The following is a 19742-nucleotide window of genomic DNA, read 5'->3' as shown; positions in this document are numbered from 1 at the left end:
ATGAATTAAAAAGACGCTTATGAATCCTGTGCTTGTATAGCCGTTACGATAACCGTATTAACAATATCCTCAACGGTACAACCGCGACTTAAATCGTTTACGGGTTTATTTAGACCTTGAATAACCGGTCCGATAGCCAAGGCTTTTGTTTCTCTCTGTACCGCTTTATAAGTGTTGTTACCCGTATTTAGATCAGGGAAAATCAAAACACTGGCTTGTCCGGCTACTTCCGAATCTGGCATTTTGGATTTCCCTACGAGAATATCTACAGCGGCATCGTATTGAATGGGACCTGCAACTTTTAATTCTGGTCTTTTGTCTCGTACTATTTCCGTAGCTTTTCTAACCCTTTCCACATCCTCACCTACTCCCGAACTTCCAGAAGAGTAAGACAACATGGCAATTTTAGGCTCAATACCAAAAGCCAGACTGGTTCCCGCAGATGAAATGGCAATCTCAGCCAATTGTTCTGCAGTAGGATTCGGATTAATTGCGCAATCGCCATAAATGGAAACACGATCCTCCAAACACATAAAAAATACAGAGGAAACTATAGAGAATCCAGGTTTTGTTTTAATAAGTTGAAGTGCTGGTCTTATTGTATGCTGCGTAGTATGTACAGCTCCCGAAACCATTCCGTCGGCATCACCTTTTAATACCATCATAGTTCCGAAGTAAGAAACGTCTTCCATCAAATCCTTCGCCATTGCGAGGTTGATATTTTTATTTTTTCGGATTTCGAACAAGGTTTCCGCATAATCCATAAAGTAACCGGATTCAACAGGTTCAATAATGTTGATTTTATCCAAATCCAGTTCTATATCCAAAGCAATAATCTTATCTTCAATCTCTTCCCTGTTTCCGAGTAAGGTAATATTAACAGCATCCAAATCGATCAGCTCTTTGGTCGCTTTGAGGATTCGCTCGTCCAGCCCTTCGGCCAAAACAATATGTTTTTTATTTGCCCTAGCTTTTTTCAATAGATTGTACTGAAACATTCTAGGAGTAATACCATTGGTTTCGAAAGTAATTATACGATCCACCAAAGCATCTTCTTCTATGTATTTTCTAAAGTCGTTTATGGAAATATTTATCTTATGTGTGTTCTTGGCATAAATCTGGGATTTTATATTTCCGATTGCATTGGTAACCCCGAAGGTTCCCCCTTGAACGGAAATAATCGGCACAATATCCGAAAGACCTTCAATAAGCTTAATAACGGATTCGCCAGGCATTAATCCTGCGGTTAAAACGATACCTGAAATTGATGGATAATTCAATGAAATATTCGCTTGTAACGCTCCAAGTATAATGTCTGCACGGTCACCAGGAGTTATAACCAAACTCTTTTCTTCCAAATAATTTAAATAGTTGGGAAGTTGCATGGCGCCCACACTAAAGTGTCCCGCCTGATTGTCCAAATTGGACCTGCCAAAAAGAACCTCGCCATCCAATGCATCCACAATTTCCTTTATAGATGGATTTGCCAAAATAGGATTTATGGGAATGGCATAAACAAGGACCTTTTTAGGTAAATCGTTTTTCAATCCATCAATTACCAACTTCACGTTTTCAGGCTGCACCTTATTCGCAATTACGGCAAGTACTTCCACGTGCTTATCGTTAAAAGAATCGGAAGCCATAAGCAAATGTCCTACTAGATCGTCCAGGGTTTTACCAATGCCACTTGCAATAAGAATTGCTGGAATTCCTAGGTTTTTTGCAATCAATACGTTGATATCCCATTCAATAATGGAACCTTCTCCTGAAAAACTAGTGCCTTCAACCAAAATAAAATCAAAGCGATCTTCTAGGTATTTATATTTTTCAATGATCTTTCCTATAATCTCATCCTTTCTTCCCTCGTTATTTTTATGAATTACTTCTTTTCGAGTAAAGGCGTAAGCTTCAAAGGGCTTTAAATCCAGATTGAAATTGGAAATCATGGTGTTGATATGATTATCAATTCCACCCTCGGCCAAATCGTCAATGATAGGCCTAAAATAACCCACCTTTGCAACTCTGCCCAACAGTAATTCCATAAGGCCCAAGGATACAATAGACTTGCCGCTATTCGGTTCTGTGGTGGCGATATAAATGGCTTTGTTGCTTTGTCTTTTTGTCATGCTTATGAGTTTAGATTTACCGAATGTTTTTATTGAAGTTTGGTTCCCTATTCTGGACCAAAATTCTTTTTAAATAATTTTTTAAGGTATTATGACCAAAAAATTTGGGAAGTAGAATCTTTCGGGAATTGAAGAAGTATTCTAATAAAAAGTGAAATTTTGATCGTTTTATTTCAATTCCTAAAAATATCATTTAGTTGGATTATAGTACAATGTTAATTCTAAGTACTATTATTTACAATGATTTTAATCACACACAAAAATAGGACAGATAAGGTTGTGGGAGTACCTAAAAGAACAAAATTTCCTTAAAATATAGTCCATAAGTGGAAAAGTGCGGTTACGTAATGAAGTCTAAAATCGAGGTTCCGTAAAAATCAAAAAAATCGTTCGCCATTCTTACTACAGTCTTTATATTAGCCAATGCATTTACGACCTATCTTAGCCCCCTTATCCAATGAGAAACCTCCTTATTTTACTATTTGCATTTCAAAGTCTGATACTATTTTCCCAAGAAAAATCTACCTCTTTTTCAAGAGAGAACTTTAATAACGACTGGAAATTTGAACGATTTGGTCCACATCCTGAAGAACCGGGAAAGGTCCTCGCGGAGCCCAAGGGTTTGGAAGCTAAAGCATATAATGATAATAATTGGAGAAGTTTAAATCTACCCCACGATTGGAGTATTGAAGGACCTTTTAGGAATGATCTGGAAAACAATACGGGGTTGCTCCCTTGGAAAGGAATTGGTTGGTATCGAAAACATTTTAATGTCTCGGAAAACGATAAAGAAAAGCAACTGTTTATTGACTTTGATGGAGCAATGGCAAATGCCCAGGTATGGCTTAACGGTAAATTTGTAGGCGAATGGCCTTATGGTTATACTACCTTTAGATTTAATCTCACTCCTTATGTTGATTTTGGAAAAGATAATGTCATTGCAGTTAGACTTGACACGGAAAAGTTCGATTCCCGATGGTATCCAGGCGCTGGTATCTACAGAAATGTATGGTTGACCAAAACGAACCAAGTACATATTGATCATTGGGGCACCTACATAACCACTCCAAAGATTACGGAAGGAGAAGCCACGGTTGACATACAAGTTACTCTTAAGAATAGTGGAAATAAAAACTCAAATATTAAACTAAAAACTGTCATCTATAATTCGGATAAAAAGGAAGTAGCAACTTCAAAAACGCTTTCAAGTTCACTCTCGGCACAATCCGAAAAAACCATAGGATTGGGGATTGTGGTCGAAAAACCTTTATTATGGGATACTGAGAATCCAAATCTTTACCAAGCACGTACTTACATCTATGAAGCAGACGAATTGGTTCATGAAGAAATAACTTCCTTCGGCTTTAGAACTCTCGATTTCACGGCAAATGAGGGATTTTTATTAAATGGCAAAACAGTAGAGATCAAAGGTGTTTGTTTGCATCACGATTTAGGTCCTTTGGGAGCCAGTTTTAATACAAGAGCAGCGGAACGTCAATTGGAAATCCTTAAAGAAATGGGCTGCAATTCTATTAGAACGAGCCATAATCCACCTGCGCCTGAGGTCTTGGATCTTTGTGATAAAATGGGAATTCTAGTACAAGTAGAAGCTTTTGATACTTGGCAAAAAGGGAAAATGGAAAATGATTATCATATCAATTTCGATACTTGGCATGTTGAAGATCTGAGGGCAATGGTTCTAAGGGATAGAAACCATCCTTCGGTATTTATGTGGAGCATCGGTAATGAAGTCCCAGACCAAGGAAACCCTGAACTGGCCAAAAAATTAGCAAATATAGTTCGAATGACAGATCCCACGCGCCCAGTTACGGCTGGCTGTGATTGGGGAGATACGGCGTATAACGGATTTTCGGATGCGCTTGATGTCTTTGGATATAATTATAACCAGGGCAGTTATGAAAAATTCTTTAAAACTCCCGAATTAAACGAGGTTCCGTTTATTGCCAATGAAACATCGTCCTGTTTAAGTTCTAGAGGTGAGTATTTCTTCCCGGTAGAATTTGGCCCTGCAAATGATAATTTACCAGGTTTCGGGATTTTCCAAATGTCTTCATACGATACACAATATCCCGGATGGGGTTCCACCGCGGATATGCAGTTTAAGTTACACGACCAATATCCACGGATAATGGGAGAATACGTGTGGACGGGATTTGATTATTTGGGGGAACCCACTCCGTATAATAGTGATATTACCAACTTATTATACTATAAAGATCCCGCGCAAAAAGCTGCCTTGAAAAAACATTTGGACGAGCTAAAAGTAATGGTTGTACCTTCGCGAAGCAGCTATTTCGGGATAATGGATTTGTGCGGATTTAAAAAAGACCGTTTTTACCTTTACCAAGCAAGATGGCGACCTGATTTTCCAATGGCACATATTCTACCCCATTGGAACTGGTCTGAACGAATTGGAAAAAATGTTCCGGTTCACGTATATACTTCGGGCAATGAAGCGGAATTATTTCTCAACGGAAAATCTCTTGGAAAAAAGAAAAAAGGTGAATTTGAATACCGTATAATGTGGGATGAAGTAGTTTATAAGCCGGGCGAATTAAAAGTTAAGGTATGGAAAAACGGAAAAGCTTGGGCGGAAGATATAGTGAAAACAACTGCAGAAGCTTCTAAAATAAGTCTGGTAGCAGATAGAAAAAAGATAATTGCCGATGGGAAAGACTTGGTATTCGTAACCGTAAATATTGAAGATAAGGATAATCAGCTTGTTCCCAAATCTGACAATATAATAAATTTTGAGATTGAAGGTCCGGGAGAAATTATTGCAGTGGGCAATGGCGACCCAACGAGCCATGAACCTTTTATCGCAAAGAAGCACAGTGCTTTTAATGGGAAGTGTCTAGTGATTATTAGAAGCACAAAGCAGGCGGGAACAATTAAATTAAAAGCCCAAAGTAAAGGATTAAAAGATAGTCGTATCGAGATTCAGGTGAGAAAATAGAAATTATCACAACAACCTACAAAACAATTTTTCGGGAAAAATCCAATACCGCTACGCTTCTAGAACAACTTCCGTAAGCTATAGGGAAAGACGAAATCTGAAAAGCCCTGACATTATAGTTTTTATAAAATGAATAGGCCAGGTTAGAGTAATCTATCTTCCTTCTGGAATATTTAAAAAAAGAAGATCGTTAATTCAAAGAATCTTCTCTTTAATTTTTAAGCGCATTTTTCAACCCTTCGAAATCAAGACTTTGTTGCTCCCCAGTTTTCATATTCTTTAATGTGAAGATTTGTCCTTTCATTTCGGATTCCCCAGCCAGAATAGTAAACGGAATATTTCGTTTATCGGCATAGCCCATTTGTTTGCCCATCTTTGCGGAATCAGGATACATTTCCACCGCAATTCCTTTTTGGCGTAGGTTTTTAATGGCGGTCATTGCATAGAGGGCTTCGTTTTCTCCAAAATTGATAAAGAGTGCTTTGCTATTTTCTGAAACGGTTTCTGGAAAAAGATTCAATTCGTCCAGAACCAAATAAATTCGGTCCAGTCCAAAAGAGATTCCCATTCCGCTCATATCTTTTAGACCGAAAATTCCTGTTAGATCATCGTATCGACCACCACCGCCAATACTTCCCATATTTACTTCCTCCGGAGCTGAAACTTCGATAATGGCTCCGGTATAATAATTCAAGCCACGGGCAAGGGTTACATCAATTTGGAAGAAAGAAGTTTGCAGACCTAAAGCCTCAATGGTTTTGGAAATAAATTCGAGCTCCTCCACACCCTGAATTCCAATTTTTGAATTATTCAACAGTTGCTTCAAACTTTCCAATTGCTTAAGCGCAGTTCCCTTCATTGAAAAGAGAGGTTGCAATTTGGTCAACGCCTCTTCAGGAATTCCCTTTTCGCGCATTTCCCTTTTTACGCCCTCCTCTCCTATTTTATCGAGCTTATCTAAAGCAACGGTGAAATCAATCAACTTATCTTCGGCACCAATGGTTTCGGCGATACCCGCTAATATTTTGCGGTTATTGATTTTAATGATTACGCCTTTCAATCCGAGTTCGCTAAATACCGCGTCGTACAGTTGTATAAACTCAACTTCCTGCCACAAGGATTTGGAACCTACAACATCTGCATCACACTGGTAAAATTCACGAAACCTACCTTTTTGAGGTCTATCCGCTCTCCAAACTGGTTGGATTTGATAACGCTTAAAAGGAAAGGTTATTTCGTTTTGGTGCTGTACCACATATCGAGCAAAGGGTACGGTAAGATCGTAACGAAGGGCTTTCTCAGAAATCTTAGAAGTAATTTTCTGGCTATCCTTTTCAGAATAAAGAGTGGCATCAACCTTAGATAAATAATCCCCACTGTTCAATATTTTAAAAATCAACCGATCTCCTTCCTCCCCATATTTCCCCATCAGTGTATCACTATTTTCAAAAGAAGGAGTTTCAATAGGCTGAAACCCATACAGAGCAAAATTTCTCTTAATGCTATCAAAAATATAATTACGACGGGCTACTTCTTCTGGACTAAAATCGCGGGTGCCTTTTGGAATGGATGGTTTCATTTTTTGGATATTAGGTATTTAAAAGAGAAAAAAGAGAAGCGAAAAGAGAATAGAGAGTGTGTGCATTCATTCATAACTCATAGCTCGTAGCTCGTAACTCGTAACTCATAACGCATAACTTGTAAAAACCGCAAATATCCTAAATAATAGTAACTTTATCGAAGTTTTATCGTCCTATGGATAACACAAACTGAAAATATGTTTTCACTCTTTCGCGAAAATGTTCGTATTGCCCTAGATTCCATTAAAGGTCAGCTTCTTCGAACTATTCTTACCATTGTAATTATAGGAATTGGGATTTGGGCCTTGGTAGGAATTCTAAGTGCGGTTACCGCTTTGGAAAACACCATTTCCAGCAATTTTGCGTCTATGGGGGCCAATACCTTTACCATTCAACGATACGAATTTGCTATCCAAACCAGAGGTAGTGGCGAAAGGGAAAAAATAAATCCGGTTATCAGTTATAACAACATCCGTGAATTCCTGAATAAGTATAATTTTCCGTTGACAAAAACTTCGGTTTCATTTACTGGGACTTCGGTGGCAGAAGTAAAGTACGGTTCCGAAAAAACAGATCCAGAGGTTCAGGTTTATGGAGTGAACGAACATTATCTTGAAAATACGGGAACCGAGATTGCTCGCGGGCGCAACTTTACCATTTTTGACATAGAAAACAATAATAAAGTCTGCATTCTGGGTTCCGATTTTACCAAAGGTTTATTTAAAAATGAGGACCCCATTCATAAAACAGTAAGTATCAGGGGTGTTCAATTTAAAGTTATTGGGGTTTTGGAATCAAAAGGCTCTAGCTTTGGAAACAATCAGGATTTAAAAATGATTATCCCAATACAGGTTGCACGCGGTATTTATACCCAACCAAACATCAACTATAACATAAGCGTAAAAGTGCAGAACAAGGAGATGATGGAGGCAGCGCAGGATGATGCTATTATTACATTTAGAAATATACGCGGTCTAAATCCTGTAGAAGCCAACAATTTTGGTGTAGAACGCAGTGACGATCTTATTAACCGCATCGCTTCCATCACCGTCTATCTAAATATCGCGGCTTGGATTATTAGTATTATTACTATCCTGGGTTCCTCTATTGCCCTAATGAATATTATGCTGGTATCGGTTACTGAAAGAACTCAGGAAATCGGGGTAAGAAAGGCTCTTGGCGCTAAGCGTGCAACAATTTCCACCCAATTTTTTATTGAAACCATTGTCATTGGGCAATTCGGGAGTATTTTGGGGATTATTTTAGGGATATTAACCGGTTTTGCCTTTGCCAAGATTTTTGAATTCGACTTTAGCCTGCCCTGGGCAGCGATGATTTGGGCAACAATTATCACCTTTATTGTTGCGGTAATTGCAGGTTCTTATCCTGCAGCTAAAGCCGCTAGATTGGATCCTATTGAGAGTTTGAGGCACGAATAGAAGTAAAATCCAAATAACAATCAACAAGCAACAAATTCCTTAGTGCTTAGTTACCTTTCGGAATTTATTGTTATGTTTATTGAATGAACAACCAAGAATACAAAGCGGTTTCATGTTCTAACTGTGGTTCACGGATTGAAAAGAATTATTGTCCAGAATGTGGCCAATTTTTCGATCCAAAAAGACTTACAGCTGCGGGATTTTTTTCTGATTTTGTAGATGCTTTTTTTGCATTACACAAATCCTATGGGTTAAACTATAAACATCTATTGCTTCGCCCTCGTTTTGTAGTTGAAAATTATTGGAATGGGTTTCGCAATTTCTACTTTTCACCCAACCGGATGTTGCTATTTACCACTCTATTGATAGCTCTTTATCTATATTTCTTTGAAAATACTTTTCTCGGTATCAATTTCGAGATCGAAAGTGTTCCTTGGCTGGGAGTCCAGTTTTTTATAACGGCTTTATTTCTCTTCTTCTTTATTCTATCGACAATGATTACCTACTTAAGAAAAAATAAAAACCTGTTTGAACACTTAGCGTTAAATGCATACATATTTAGCATTATAACTTTAATATTCTTAGTCCTCTCTTCCTTACTGAAATATTTTTATGTATCAGATTTTCTTCAACTGATGTTTATATTTTGTTATTGCTTATGGATTGCAAGAGTATTTGAACGGAAATGGTGGCGGATTTTGGGAATGGCTTTATTGAACAGCATCCTCTTTATCTTGATAACCGGTATGCCAACCTATTTCTTGATCAATATGAAGCAATAAGTTGGGCCTTAACACTTTTTCAGCCTAATCAATCCTCAAGAAGATCGCTAAAGTAGGTGAAAAGTTCGCCCTTGGTAATATGTCCCCCTTGTTGTATCAACAGAAATATATCTTTGTTTCTATCCTCGGTAATGGCTTTTGTAGAGGTGTAAAGATTTACGGAATCATTCTGGATATTTTGCTGCAACCATTTATAGCCATATTCACTGGTGATATCAATTTCAGGGCTATCGATTTTTATGGCGATTAGATCCATATGCGTTTCGGAAATGCGAAATAACATCAATTGTTGGGGAGAAATATGTTCTATAAAATTTACGTTATTTAAAACTCCTTCCCAAATCAGGTCGCTAAAAATATCCAATTCCTGTTCTACAGCTTCCGGATTATTCTTCTTCAACTCGGTCCACTCGTCCGCAGTAATGGATTGCGTAGCTAAAAAATTGATGAACTCTTGGTGAAGTTCTTCAAATTGTTCCTTTGTTAATCTGGCGTATTTCATATTGTTAGATGTGACATTTGAGATATGAGATATGAGATTTAGTGGAGTGAGAGGTGAGAAATAAAATCCAGTGTCTAAAATCTTACATCTATCGTCCAACTAAAAAGCCTTCCCCGAAATGAGAAAGGCTTCCTATATTCTAATAAGAAATAATTATTCAGCTTTTTCGGAGTTATCCTCTTCTTTAACTTCTTCGTTTGATTCTGCTTTAGCTTCAGCTTTAGGCTTTGACTCAGCTTTTGGCTTACCTTCTGGCTTTGCCTCAGGTATTACGTCAAATGTAAGGGTGCTTATAACCTCACGGTGAAAACGGATGGTAGCATCATACTGTCCAGCACGTTTTACGACACCACCAGCAATAGCGATGAATTTTTTGTCGATAGATACACCTTCTTTTTCAAGAGCGTCAGCAAGATCTGCATTGGTAACTGAACCAAATAATTTATCGCCTTCACCTGTTTTTGCGGTGATTTTAATTTCAAGTCCATTAAGCTTATCAGCTTGTGATTTAGCCTCATCGACAACTTTCTTCTCCTTAAAAGCACGTTGCTTTAAAGTTTCTGCCAACATTTTTTTGGCAGATGGGGTGGCTAAAACAGCGTGACCTTGAGGAATCAAGAAATTCCTGCCATAGCCATTTTTAACGGTAACAAGATCATCTGTAAAACCCAGATTTTCTACGTCTTTTTTCAATATAAGTTCCATAATACGTTCTGGTTTTTATTTTAATAAATCGGCTACGTAAGGCATAAGTGCCAAATGACGTGCTCTTTTTACAGCAACGGCCACCTTTCTTTGGTACTTCAATGAAGTTCCTGTAAGTCTTCTTGGTAAAATTTTACCCTGCTCGTTAACAAATCTCAACAAGAAATCTGCGTCCTTATAGTCGACATATTTAATGCCCGACCTTTTGAACATACAGTATTTCTTGGTCTTGTTTGTTTCTATATTAAGGGGAGTAAGATATCTGATCTCTCCGTCTTTTTTTCCTTTTGCTTGTTGTTGAAGTGTTGCCATGGTTTACGCTGATTTTTTTGTACGGTTTCTTCTTTTTTCGGCCCAAGCAATTGCGTGCTTGTCTAATGCTACTGTAAGATAACGCATAAAACGTTCATCTCTTTTAAATTCAGTTTCCAGTTCATTTACCGTATCTCCTTCAACGGTGTACTCAAAAAGATGATAAAATCCACTCTTTTTGTTCTGGATTGGGTATGCCAATTTTTTTAGCCCCCAATTTTCTTTGGATATCATCTTAGCACCTTTTGAAACAAGAAAATCTTCGTATTTCTGTACTGTCTCCTTTACCTGATCTTCAGATAAAACGGGATTTAAGATGAAAACAGTTTCGTAATGATTCATAAAAAATCGATTAATAATTAATAATTAAACTTCTGGCTTTCTGCCAAGAGGGTGCAAAAGTAGTGTTTTATTTGTTATCAGCAAGCGTATTTTTCAATTGAGTTTGGAAAAATTACAACCTTTAATTATAAAAGAACCCTAACGCCTGCTACTTGGCTAATGCTTCATTGACACGAGGACGCTGAAATTATCAATCCCGATGTCTAGGGAAAGACTGGATTTATATAAAAAGAAATTTACCAGAATATAAAAATTTGAAATCTAAACTCAAATCTTGTCAATCCTCCTCATTGTCAGATAGATTCTCATAATTCTGAACCCATAACTCCGGACTCATAAATAAAATTAATAACTATCGACATCCACATTGATACGAACACTGGCAAAATCCTTAATGGATGCGAAACTACGTTCTACATTGGCGATATACTTTTTTGTGGCCTCCAAAGATTGGTCTTTTGGTATTTTCATTAAAACATTGAAGATAAACTTATTACGCACTCTTCCTACGGGCGGTTGTTCCGGACCCAAAATATTTTCTCCGAACTTACTCTTCAAAGCCTTTGCAAACCAATGCGATGCGCTCTCAACCTTGCTGAAGCTCTTGTCCTTAAATTCAATCTTTATAATTCTGAAAAATGGCGGATACTTATATTGATACCGTTCATGCAGCTGCTCTTTGCTCATTTCGCCATAATCATTGACGCTCACCTGCCTTAAAATCTGGTGGTAAGGATTAAAGGTTTGGATAAGTACTTTGCCTCTTTTCTCCGTTCTTCCTGCCCTGCCTGCCACCTGTTGCAATAACTGAAAACTACGTTCGTGAGCTCTAAAATCGGGAAAATGCAGTAAGCTATCGGCATTCATAACACCCACCAAGCCAATATTTCGAAAATCCAATCCCTTTGCAAGCATTTGGGTGCCCACCAAAATATCTATTTCTTGATTGTCCAAGGCATCTATTAATTTGGAATAGGCATGCTTTCCACGAGTAGTATCCTGATCCATTCGGGCTATCTTATTTTTTGGAAAGAGGGTTTTTAGTTCGGTTTCGATCTGTTCCGTCCCAAACCCCTTGGTGTCTAATGTTTGGCTCCCGCAGGCTATACAGTTTAACATCATTGTTGTGTGATATCCACAATAATGACATCGAAGCTGGTTTTTATTTTGATGATAGGTGAGGCTTACATCGCAATTGCGACATTGGGGCGCAACTCCACAAGTGGTACATTCCACTACGGGAGAAAAGCCTCTTCTATTTTGAAATAAAATAATCTGTTCTCCATTTTTAAGTACTTCGTGCATTTCCTCAAGTAATCGGTCACTGAAATGTCCGGTCATCTGTTTCTTTTTGTTCTTCTCCCGAATATCAACAAGTTCAATCTCGGGCATCTGTACATTTCCGAACCTCTTTTTCAGTTCGACCAATCCGTATTTACCAATTTTGGCATTGTAATAACTTTCGAGAGAAGGCGTGGCTGAGCCCATTAGCAACTTAGCTCCATGTAGATTGGCAAGAACCACAGCACTATCCCGGGCATTGTAACGAGGTGCGGGATTGTACTGCTTAAATGAAGGCTCGTGTTCTTCGTCCACAACCACTAAACCCAAATTTGAAAACGGAAGAAACAAAGCCGATCTGGCCCCTACTATAATTTGGGACTTTGGCTTTTTATCCAATACCGATTTCCACACTTCTACCCTTTCATTTACTGAAAACCTTGAATGGTAGACCGAAATTCTCTCCCCAAAATATCGCTGGAGACGGGAGATTAATTGGGTAGTGAGAGCAATCTCCGGCAACATATACAAAATCTGCTTTCCAGATTCCAATGTTTCTTCAATCAATTTTGCGTAAATTTCGGTCTTTCCGCTGGACGTCACTCCATGCAATAAAACGACATCCACAGCTTTAAAAGAATCCTTTATTTGGTGAAAAGCAATTTGTTGAGGTTCATTTAGGGTTTTAATATCCACTGAGGATTTTCCTGAATATTCTATTCTATCCTTTTGGATGAAATACTCCTCAAAGACACCTTTGTCTATAAGGGATTTGATAACTGCGGAAGATGCATTGCTTTTTTTTTGGATTGTAGAAGCTTCTATCGGCTTTTTACTCTGGCTTTTTAAAGTAAAGAAGGTCATCAATACTTCACTTTGCTTCGGAGCCCGATTTAAAGTGTCCAAAAGTTCACGTAACTTTTCTTCGGAAGAATACGCCGCGGCCAATCGCAAATAGCGCTTAAGTTTTGGGCTATATTTTTCGTAGATAGTTTCTTCAACTTCCACAATTCCTTTTTCTATCAATTTTTGGATTACGGAAACCACATTTTTTCTATCCAAAATAGATCGTATTCCATTTATATGGATAGAGGATTGATGCTGAAGCGCTTCGTAAACTAAATATTCATCATCGGTGAGAGTATCGTGGTCCACTTCCGTTTTGGCTACCAACTTTACTACCGTTTCGCTCTCTAATAGGAATGCACTTGGTAGAGCAGCCTTTACTACCACGCCCAATGAGCACATATAATAGGAAGCCATCCACTTCCAGTGCCGCAATTGGAAATCGGTAATAATTGGTACTTGGTCAAGAATATGATCTATGGATTTGGTTTCGTAACCCGCAGGAGCTTGCACATGAACCTTGTGAACTATGGCAGTGTAAACCTTCGTTTTACCAAAAGGAACGGCCACCCGCATTCCAGGCCTTAAAAAGGCTGCTTCGTCCTGGTTGATAGAATAGGTGAAGGTTTGGTTAAGTGGAATTGGTAGTATTACGTCAACAAAGAACACTTATAACAAAATTATCAGGTTATTGGAATCCAGAATTTCTATAAAAAATTTCATAAAAAAAGCCACCGAAAATCGGTGGCCTAAAGGTACATTTTTAATTGTTTTATTTGACCCTTTCCCAATATTGAGATCTCCCAAGAAGAGAAAAACCAATATATCCACGCACTTTTAGCTTGTTCGGATTTTCAAGTGCAATGTAGCATTTATAAACCTTTCCATTGTTAGGATCCATAATGGTTCCACCGCTATATTCCTCTCCATCCTTTTTCAGGTCCTTAAGGATAACCAAACCTAAAATCGGTTTGCCATTGGCCTCGTCCGGACATTTTTCGCAGACGGCATTCTGTTTCGCGGGATCGACGATTTCGATCACCTTTCCGAATATTTTTCCATCCTGCTTGTAAATTTCTACAACAGATTTCGGTTTGCCAGTTTCATCGTCGATAGTTTTCCACTTCCCGACTACATCCTGTGCAGTTCCCGTAAGGACAGCACAAATTACCAGCGCAATAGTTAAAAATGTTTTCTTCATTATATTATTTCATTATTGGTTAATCTGAAGATAAAATGCCCTAAAAATCTATCTTCTCTCTTCTTTTAAGCGCCGTAGCGAAGGGCAATAATAATTCGTTATTTTACTTTAAGTTCCCATTCTGTCACGAAGACGTTGAATGGAAATGTTCAATTCAAAACCAAGTAAAAGCAAGTTTGAGTTTATCCAAATATATAACATCAAAATCAATAGTGCACCTATGGATCCGTATAACTCGTTGTAATTTGAGAAATTATTGATATAAACTCCAAAAAGATAGGTGGTCAACAAAAACAATGCTGTTGTTATAACCGCTCCGATGGAAAAGAACTTTGAATATTTTCCCTCTTTAGTTCCGAAATAATACAATGTTGCAATTATTATATAGAGCATGACAACAAAAATCAAGAACTGAAATAAACTAATCCACGAAAGATCATTATCTATATACGCTCGGGATTTCAAATCTCTTATAAGATACTCTCCATATAGAATAACCCCAACCGAGGTTAGCAACAACAATGCCAGAACAATAGCCACTCCAATTGCAATTAAATACTGCCTGACAATTCCACGATTATTCTTTATGTGAAAAGAATATTCAAAAGCGCTAAATATAGCGTTTACTCCATTAGCTGTTAAAAAGAGAGAAAGAAAAAATACGACCGATAGCAATCCTCCACGTGGGTTTACGGCTATATCGGCAATGACCGGGTAAAAGAATTGTGTGGTCTGCGGCGGAAGAAGGGCCTCCACAAAAATTAAAAATCGCGTTTGAAATCCGTCTATTGGAATATAAGGTATCAAGTTCAGCAAGAGCAGCAAAAATGGAAAAAGTGCCAAAAAGAAGCTATAAGCAATCGAACTGGCGCGCGGAGAGAAAGATCCCTTAACAATGCCGCCTCCGTATATTTCCAGAAGGTGATAAAGTGAAAAATCTCCCAGTCCCGGCAATTTTATTTTCTTGCTTAATCTGACCAAACCACGGATTACCGGAATATTGATTTCGTCTTTTTCTTTATCCATTAAATGGCTTTTAGACTAAGGTCCATATTGCTAACGGAATGGGTCAAGGTACCGCTTGAAATATAATCTACTCCACATTCGGCATAAGTGCGGGCGGTTGCCAAATTTATACCTCCGCTAGATTCTGTTAAACATTTTCCATTTATCATCTTTACGGCTATGCGCGTATCTTCAAAATTGAAATTGTCCAATAATATACGGTAAACCCCACCGGCATTTAAAATTTGCTCAATTTCAGAAAAATTACGGGCCTCCACGATTATCTTTAAATCTATCCTATTTCGTTCAAGATACTTTTGGGTCTTCTTAATGGCTTTTGCCACGCCTCCACAAAAATCGATGTGGTTGTCCTTGAGCATAATCATATCGTAAAGTGCGAAACGATGGTTTTCACCCCCGCCAATCTTTACCGCCCATTTTTCAATTGCACGGATGCCAGGCGTTGTTTTCCTAGTATCGAGAACTTTTGTATTTGTGCCTTCCAGCAATTTTACAAATTCATGGGTTTTAGTAGCGATGGCACTCATCCGCTGCATTGCGTTAAGAACCAATCGCTCGGATTTTAATATCGATTGTGAAAGTCCAGAAACATAAAAAGGAACGTCTCCATATTTTATAGGACTCCCATCTTCCATTTTTACATCCAATTCCAATCCTGGATCTACATATTCAAAAACCTGCTTCGCAAATTCAACTCCCGCCAGAATACCCTTATCCTTTACCAAGAGCTTGGCAGTTCCAACGGCGTCTTCGGGAATGCAGGCCAAGGAGCTGTGATCTCCTCCCCCAACATCTTCCCGAATGGCATTGGTAATTATGAGATCTATCTCTTTGTCGAATTGCTTTTTAGAAATCATATCAAAAAATTTTAGCTAAAATACTGTAAATACTTCGAAAAATAACGTTTTCACAGACTTCAGAAGTCCGATTTTTGAATCGAATACTATAATATATACGTATTTTTATTCCCAGAAAAGCAAAGCATACCAAATGAAAATTACCCTTATCGCCATCGGTAAAACCGACAATAGAAATTTACAATCACTGATGGATGATTACAGCAAGCGGTTGGGTTTTTATATTTCTTTTGATTTGGATATTATTCCAGATATAAAAAATGCCAAGAATTTAAGTGAAACCCTTCAGAAAAAAGCAGAAGGCGATGAGATTTTAAAACGGACCTTCCCTTCTGATACCCTCATTCTTTTGGATGAAAACGGAAAATCGTATTCCTCTGAAAAGTTTTCAGAATTCCTTCAGAAAAAAATGAACAGCGGCTTAAAAAACCTTGTTTTCGTTATTGGAGGACCCTATGGTTTTAGCGAAGAAATCTATAAACGTAGTAACGGAAAACTCTCCCTTTCCTCCATGACCTTTTCACACCAAATGGTGCGCTTGTTTTTTATCGAGCAATTGTATAGGGCGTTTACTATTCTGAAGAATGAGCCATATCATCATCGGTAGGGTTTTTTAGTTGGTAGAGGTAGAGGTTAGTGGGTAGTGGGTTGGTAGAAGGATGACCGCTGAAGGATGTAGGATTTAGGATGAAAGATGAAAATTGAAAGACGGAAAACCAATTATTTCCAATTTACATCTAGTTTTCAATGGACTAAATTCTCTGGCTAAATTCTGGTTACTGGATTACTGATCACTGAATACTGATTCACCCCCAAAGACAATCTATAAAATCCGTAATAAAATGCAAGGTCAACCCAATTCCAACTACACGAGTTTTCTTGAAAAATAATAAAGCAATATAAATCCCTAAAGCCCAATAGGTATGCAGCGGATGGAAATTGATACTACAGCGGTTGGGGTCAAATATGGGTGTCGCCAAAAGATGGTCCAAATCAATTAGCATTGTGGCGATCATAATGAGCCACGCTCGAATCCAGAAAGCCCTAAAAAAAACATAAGCAATTATGCCTGGGGCGATAAAGTGAAGACTATAATGAACTAAAAATTGGAGCATGCTGTTTTTCCAATACAAAATTTAATAATGCGCAGTTTGGAAACTCAACGCACATACTGGATTAATGACAATCTTAATCTATTTTTTAGATTTCCACAATTGTTTTTGGGCAGTTCCAAAATTTCCCAAATGATAAATTGCCAAAGCACTCGCCTCAAAATAAATGGGTTTAAAAATATCATTATCCATCCTTTTTAATAATTCCAAATCCCCTACTCCAAGACTAATATGGGGATCGTAATTTCCAGAACTGTGCTGGCTCACAAAATTTGACACATACGAAACGGTAAAGGTATCTATCGCCGTTCCGTCCGGATTTGGAACAAAAGCTGCTTCGGTTCCATCGTTTACAATATAGGGCTTTAAAAGCTCAATAGATTTTGCGTGCAATTCCATAAGCGGTTCAGATTTTTCTATCGTAATCATCGCGAAGCTCTTTTCAGTGTTTTTATCGAAAAAGAGACTTTTAGCAAACAGGGAGTCCTTTTCAATAATACCGTACAAACCTGTAAGAGCCTTTTCCACTTCGGGCAAATCATTTTCGTCTATAAAGCATTGAAGTAACGTGATATGAGGTATGTGGTCTTTATCGAGTTTGAGCGTAGTGGTATTGCTTTTAACAATCAAATCATTGTATTCAATGGCCTGTTTCCACATTTTTTCCGAAGGTATCAAAAGCACGTCTATTGCAATGGTTTTTTCTTTCTTTGAACCACACGAAATGATTCCCAATCCGATTATAGAAATTATAAAAAATAATATTCGCCTCATAGATTAAATCTGTTAGCATTATGGAAATCGGTTATTCTACCACCATTTTAATTGTTTGGACTGAACGACCATTATCCAATTTCAACAAATATATTCCGCTCTCCAGGTTATGATCAAAACTCAATTTCTGTTGCGGATGGGTCCAGGTTTTTACCATCAATTTTTGACCTGTGATTCCGAAAACAGTAGCGGTCAAATTCTCTTGGGAATCATTTCCCAAAATAGCAATATCAATTTTTTCTCCTACAGGATTCTGCACTAGGACATAACCTTCACCTATCTTACTTTCGGGAATTCCCATGGCTCCATTTCGTATTTCATCCAAGGCAAATTGAACATTATCAGCATCCATTGCGACGTGAGGTTCATTTTGGGCCGGAACGGAAAATGCAACAAATGGCGAATCGCTTAAATTGGGCGTAGCAAACCAATCAGGATTGTCGATAGCCAGCGAGCTCATAGTGGGAATAAAACAATACAATTCTTGTTGCAGCGCGTTTATGAATTCAATCAAAACGGGATTTCCTCCGCCATCACCAAGGGCATCAGAAATACTTCCTGTCCCACCCGGAGCACTATCCACTCCGTCGGTGTAATTTGGGGACTTACTTAAAGTCTGGTAAGTGCTTATCGGGATTCCAAAAAACTTAAGAGTAATATTTGTGGCGGTGTTGGTCTGCGCTGCTTCGGGGGTGAATTTTAAAGCAACATCTACGCTTGTGGTAGCATCAATAGTAAGATTTGTGTCGATGATAGTCATTCCTGGGCTTCCCGTGGTAACTCCATTTACGCTACCGTTACTGATCGCGACATTCCTCACATTCTGCGGGAATCCAAGAGCATCAAGCTCAGTTTGGAACTCATTTCTAAATCCGGGTGCGCCCAACGGCAAAATTTTAGAGGGATCCTGTTCATAGGTAGAACCGGACAATAAATGTCCTTCTAAATGATCTACCAACATTTCCTTAGCTGCCGGAGATTTTAATAATTGATCTATTACTTCTTGTGCTCCGGCATCTCCCACCTCCTCAGCAAAATAATTGATCACATATTGAAGACTTATAGGAATATTTGCTCCCCGATGCGGAGCATCGAAGGAGATAAATAAACGCGTCTGTGGATTCAAACTATTACTTTCCATATAGCTTAAGGCATAGCGTGCAATAAGACCTCCCATACTTGGTCCGAGTACCACCAGCTCCTCCTCACCTATTTTGTCCGTATTTAATTTTTGAATTAGTGCGGTCAACACCATAGCATTCCTTTGAATATAGTCGGCGCCCCCATCTATCGTTTTGCCGTTGGTAGTGTAAATGGGCGCATTCAGGATTACAATGTCAAATCCTTCATTTCGGAGAACATCGGCAAAGTTCTGCCCTCCAAAACCCAAACTTGCGTAAATATCGCTAATTCCCCGAGAATTGCCAGGGTCAAAACCATCCAGTATAATAATTGGTTTATCCAGGACCCCATTAACATTATCCAGAAATATCTGATACTCTCCTTGACCTAAATAGGGCTGGGTCTCATCATAACCTTGATAAGGAGTATCCGCAACAATAGTCTGTGAGAGGGTCCTCTCAGGAAATCGGGCATCCCGGGGAATATTCTGAAATCGTATCTGCGAATACGAGAACTGCACGAAAAGTACAAGAAGAAGGGTGTAAAATATTTTCATAGTAGTGATATTGAAAGTATTAGAAAGGTAGGAAAAAATAAATAATGTATTTAAACCCAGCCTATATTTTTCAAAGGCATTACTGCTAAAATTATAAATTTAATAAACCGCAATCGAAGATTCAGCCAACCAAAGATTTTACTGCTGCAAAAGATAAAGAGAGATTTAAATTAACTCTAGTTCGAAACGTTATCGGATTTAC

Annotated in this window: 17 protein-coding genes; 4 read left to right on the top strand and 13 right to left on the bottom strand. The window is 38.2% G+C overall.

Annotated elements, in window-relative coordinates; translation table 11 throughout:
• Positions 1-17: 17 nt before the first annotated feature.
• Positions 18-2126, bottom strand: coding sequence for a phosphate acetyltransferase (gene pta, locus EI546_RS01285; RefSeq protein ID WP_128248845.1), 2109 nt, complete (start codon positions 2124-2126; stop codon positions 18-20).
• A 457-nt stretch (positions 2127-2583) separates the two neighbouring features.
• Between pta and galB the strand changes: the two genes are divergently transcribed.
• Complete coding sequence (galB, locus tag EI546_RS01280; RefSeq protein WP_128248844.1) at positions 2584-5103, top strand: beta-galactosidase GalB; 2520 nt, start codon at positions 2584-2586, stop codon at positions 5101-5103.
• A 211-nt stretch (positions 5104-5314) separates the two neighbouring features.
• Here the strand turns inward: galB and hisS are convergent, their stop codons facing one another.
• Complete coding sequence (hisS, locus tag EI546_RS01275; protein WP_128248843.1) at positions 5315-6682, bottom strand: histidine--tRNA ligase; 1368 nt, start codon at positions 6680-6682, stop codon at positions 5315-5317.
• Positions 6683-6880: 198 nt separating this feature from the next.
• Here hisS and EI546_RS01270 point away from each other — a divergent pair, with 198 nt between their 5' ends.
• On the top strand, positions 6881-8122 hold the full coding sequence (locus EI546_RS01270; protein WP_128248842.1) for an ABC transporter permease: 1242 nt from the start codon (positions 6881-6883) through the stop codon (positions 8120-8122).
• Between the two features lie 83 nt (positions 8123-8205).
• The gene (locus EI546_RS01265; protein ID WP_128248841.1) at positions 8206-8904 is read left to right on the top strand and encodes a DUF3667 domain-containing protein; all 699 of its coding nucleotides are present in this window, start codon (positions 8206-8208) and stop codon (positions 8902-8904) included.
• Between the two features lie 28 nt (positions 8905-8932).
• Here EI546_RS01265 and EI546_RS01260 read toward each other — a convergent pair whose 3' ends face one another.
• The 8 genes from EI546_RS01260 to nadC all read right to left on the bottom strand — a co-directional run bounded on the left by EI546_RS01260 (position 8933) and on the right by nadC (position 15976).
• Entirely contained in the window at positions 8933-9406 is a 474-nt protein-coding gene (locus EI546_RS01260; protein ID WP_128248840.1) for a DUF6495 family protein, read from the bottom strand.
• Positions 9407-9559: 153 nt separating this feature from the next.
• Positions 9560-10111 (bottom strand): 50S ribosomal protein L9, encoded by a 552-nt coding sequence (rplI, locus tag EI546_RS01255; protein WP_128248839.1) that lies wholly within the window; start codon positions 10109-10111, stop codon positions 9560-9562.
• Between the two features lie 15 nt (positions 10112-10126).
• Positions 10127-10423 carry a 30S ribosomal protein S18 gene (gene rpsR / locus EI546_RS01250; RefSeq protein WP_014783107.1) on the bottom strand — a complete coding sequence of 99 codons (297 nt, stop codon included), beginning with the start codon at positions 10421-10423 and terminating at the stop codon, positions 10127-10129.
• 3 nt (positions 10424-10426) lie between these two features.
• Entirely contained in the window at positions 10427-10765 is a 339-nt protein-coding gene (gene rpsF, locus EI546_RS01245; RefSeq protein WP_128248838.1) for a 30S ribosomal protein S6, read from the bottom strand.
• 345 nt (positions 10766-11110) lie between these two features.
• Positions 11111-13561 (bottom strand): replication restart helicase PriA, encoded by a 2451-nt coding sequence (gene priA, locus EI546_RS01240; protein WP_128248837.1) that lies wholly within the window; start codon positions 13559-13561, stop codon positions 11111-11113.
• Between the two features lie 103 nt (positions 13562-13664).
• On the bottom strand, positions 13665-14093 hold the full coding sequence (locus EI546_RS01235) for a DUF2147 domain-containing protein (protein WP_128248836.1): 429 nt from the start codon (positions 14091-14093) through the stop codon (positions 13665-13667).
• Between the two features lie 108 nt (positions 14094-14201).
• Positions 14202-15119, bottom strand: a complete 918-nt coding sequence (locus EI546_RS01230; RefSeq protein ID WP_128248835.1) for a YihY/virulence factor BrkB family protein — start codon at positions 15117-15119, stop codon at positions 14202-14204.
• Positions 15119-15976: a carboxylating nicotinate-nucleotide diphosphorylase gene (nadC, locus tag EI546_RS01225; RefSeq protein ID WP_128248834.1), complete on the bottom strand. Its 858-nt coding sequence runs from the start codon at positions 15974-15976 to the stop codon at positions 15119-15121. Before nadC ends, EI546_RS01230 begins: the two co-directional genes overlap by 1 nt.
• Before the next feature lie 133 nt (positions 15977-16109).
• On the opposite strand from nadC, the gene rlmH reads away from it, so the two are divergent.
• The gene (rlmH, locus tag EI546_RS01220) at positions 16110-16583 is read left to right on the top strand and encodes a 23S rRNA (pseudouridine(1915)-N(3))-methyltransferase RlmH (protein ID WP_128248833.1); all 474 of its coding nucleotides are present in this window, start codon (positions 16110-16112) and stop codon (positions 16581-16583) included.
• A 199-nt stretch (positions 16584-16782) separates the two neighbouring features.
• Here rlmH and EI546_RS01215 read toward each other — a convergent pair whose 3' ends face one another.
• The 3 genes from EI546_RS01215 to EI546_RS01205 all read right to left on the bottom strand — a co-directional run bounded on the left by EI546_RS01215 (position 16783) and on the right by EI546_RS01205 (position 19540).
• Positions 16783-17091 carry a DUF6122 family protein gene (locus EI546_RS01215; RefSeq protein WP_128248832.1) on the bottom strand — a complete coding sequence of 103 codons (309 nt, stop codon included), beginning with the start codon at positions 17089-17091 and terminating at the stop codon, positions 16783-16785.
• Between the two features lie 78 nt (positions 17092-17169).
• A complete protein-coding gene (locus tag EI546_RS01210) occupies positions 17170-17862 on the bottom strand; it encodes a hypothetical protein (protein ID WP_128248831.1) in 693 nt (230 codons plus the stop codon).
• 31 nt (positions 17863-17893) lie between these two features.
• On the bottom strand, positions 17894-19540 hold the full coding sequence (locus EI546_RS01205) for a T9SS type A sorting domain-containing protein (RefSeq protein ID WP_128248830.1): 1647 nt from the start codon (positions 19538-19540) through the stop codon (positions 17894-17896).
• Positions 19541-19742: the final 202 nt, after the last annotated feature.

The sequence above is a fragment of the Aequorivita sp. H23M31 genome, from assembly GCF_004022485.1.
Taxonomy (GTDB): domain Bacteria; phylum Bacteroidota; class Bacteroidia; order Flavobacteriales; family Flavobacteriaceae; genus Aequorivita; species Aequorivita ciconiae.
Note: the sequence above shows the minus strand (reverse complement) of the source record. Positions and strands in the feature narration are given on the sequence as shown.

Excerpts from the sequence above, each read along its gene's own strand:
- pta (WP_128248845.1), bottom strand. The coding sequence starts at position 2,126 with ATGACAAAAAGACAAAGCAACAAAGCCATTTATATCGCCACCACAGAA.
- galB (WP_128248844.1), top strand. The coding sequence starts at position 2,584 with ATGAGAAACCTCCTTATTTTACTATTTGCATTTCAAAGTCTGATACTA.
- hisS (WP_128248843.1), bottom strand. The coding sequence starts at position 6,682 with ATGAAACCATCCATTCCAAAAGGCACCCGCGATTTTAGTCCAGAAGAA.
- EI546_RS01270 (WP_128248842.1), top strand. The coding sequence starts at position 6,881 with ATGTTTTCACTCTTTCGCGAAAATGTTCGTATTGCCCTAGATTCCATT.
- EI546_RS01265 (WP_128248841.1), top strand. The coding sequence starts at position 8,206 with ATGAACAACCAAGAATACAAAGCGGTTTCATGTTCTAACTGTGGTTCA.
- EI546_RS01260 (WP_128248840.1), bottom strand. The coding sequence starts at position 9,406 with ATGAAATACGCCAGATTAACAAAGGAACAATTTGAAGAACTTCACCAA.
- rplI (WP_128248839.1), bottom strand. The coding sequence starts at position 10,111 with ATGGAACTTATATTGAAAAAAGACGTAGAAAATCTGGGTTTTACAGAT.
- rpsR (WP_014783107.1), bottom strand. The coding sequence starts at position 10,423 with ATGGCAACACTTCAACAACAAGCAAAAGGAAAAAAAGACGGAGAGATC.
- rpsF (WP_128248838.1), bottom strand. The coding sequence starts at position 10,765 with ATGAATCATTACGAAACTGTTTTCATCTTAAATCCCGTTTTATCTGAA.
- EI546_RS01235 (WP_128248836.1), bottom strand. The coding sequence starts at position 14,093 with ATGAAGAAAACATTTTTAACTATTGCGCTGGTAATTTGTGCTGTCCTT.
- EI546_RS01230 (WP_128248835.1), bottom strand. The coding sequence starts at position 15,119 with ATGGATAAAGAAAAAGACGAAATCAATATTCCGGTAATCCGTGGTTTG.
- nadC (WP_128248834.1), bottom strand. The coding sequence starts at position 15,976 with ATGATTTCTAAAAAGCAATTCGACAAAGAGATAGATCTCATAATTACC.
- rlmH (WP_128248833.1), top strand. The coding sequence starts at position 16,110 with ATGAAAATTACCCTTATCGCCATCGGTAAAACCGACAATAGAAATTTA.
- EI546_RS01215 (WP_128248832.1), bottom strand. The coding sequence starts at position 17,091 with ATGCTCCAATTTTTAGTTCATTATAGTCTTCACTTTATCGCCCCAGGC.
- EI546_RS01210 (WP_128248831.1), bottom strand. The coding sequence starts at position 17,862 with ATGAGGCGAATATTATTTTTTATAATTTCTATAATCGGATTGGGAATC.
- EI546_RS01205 (WP_128248830.1), bottom strand. The coding sequence starts at position 19,540 with ATGAAAATATTTTACACCCTTCTTCTTGTACTTTTCGTGCAGTTCTCG.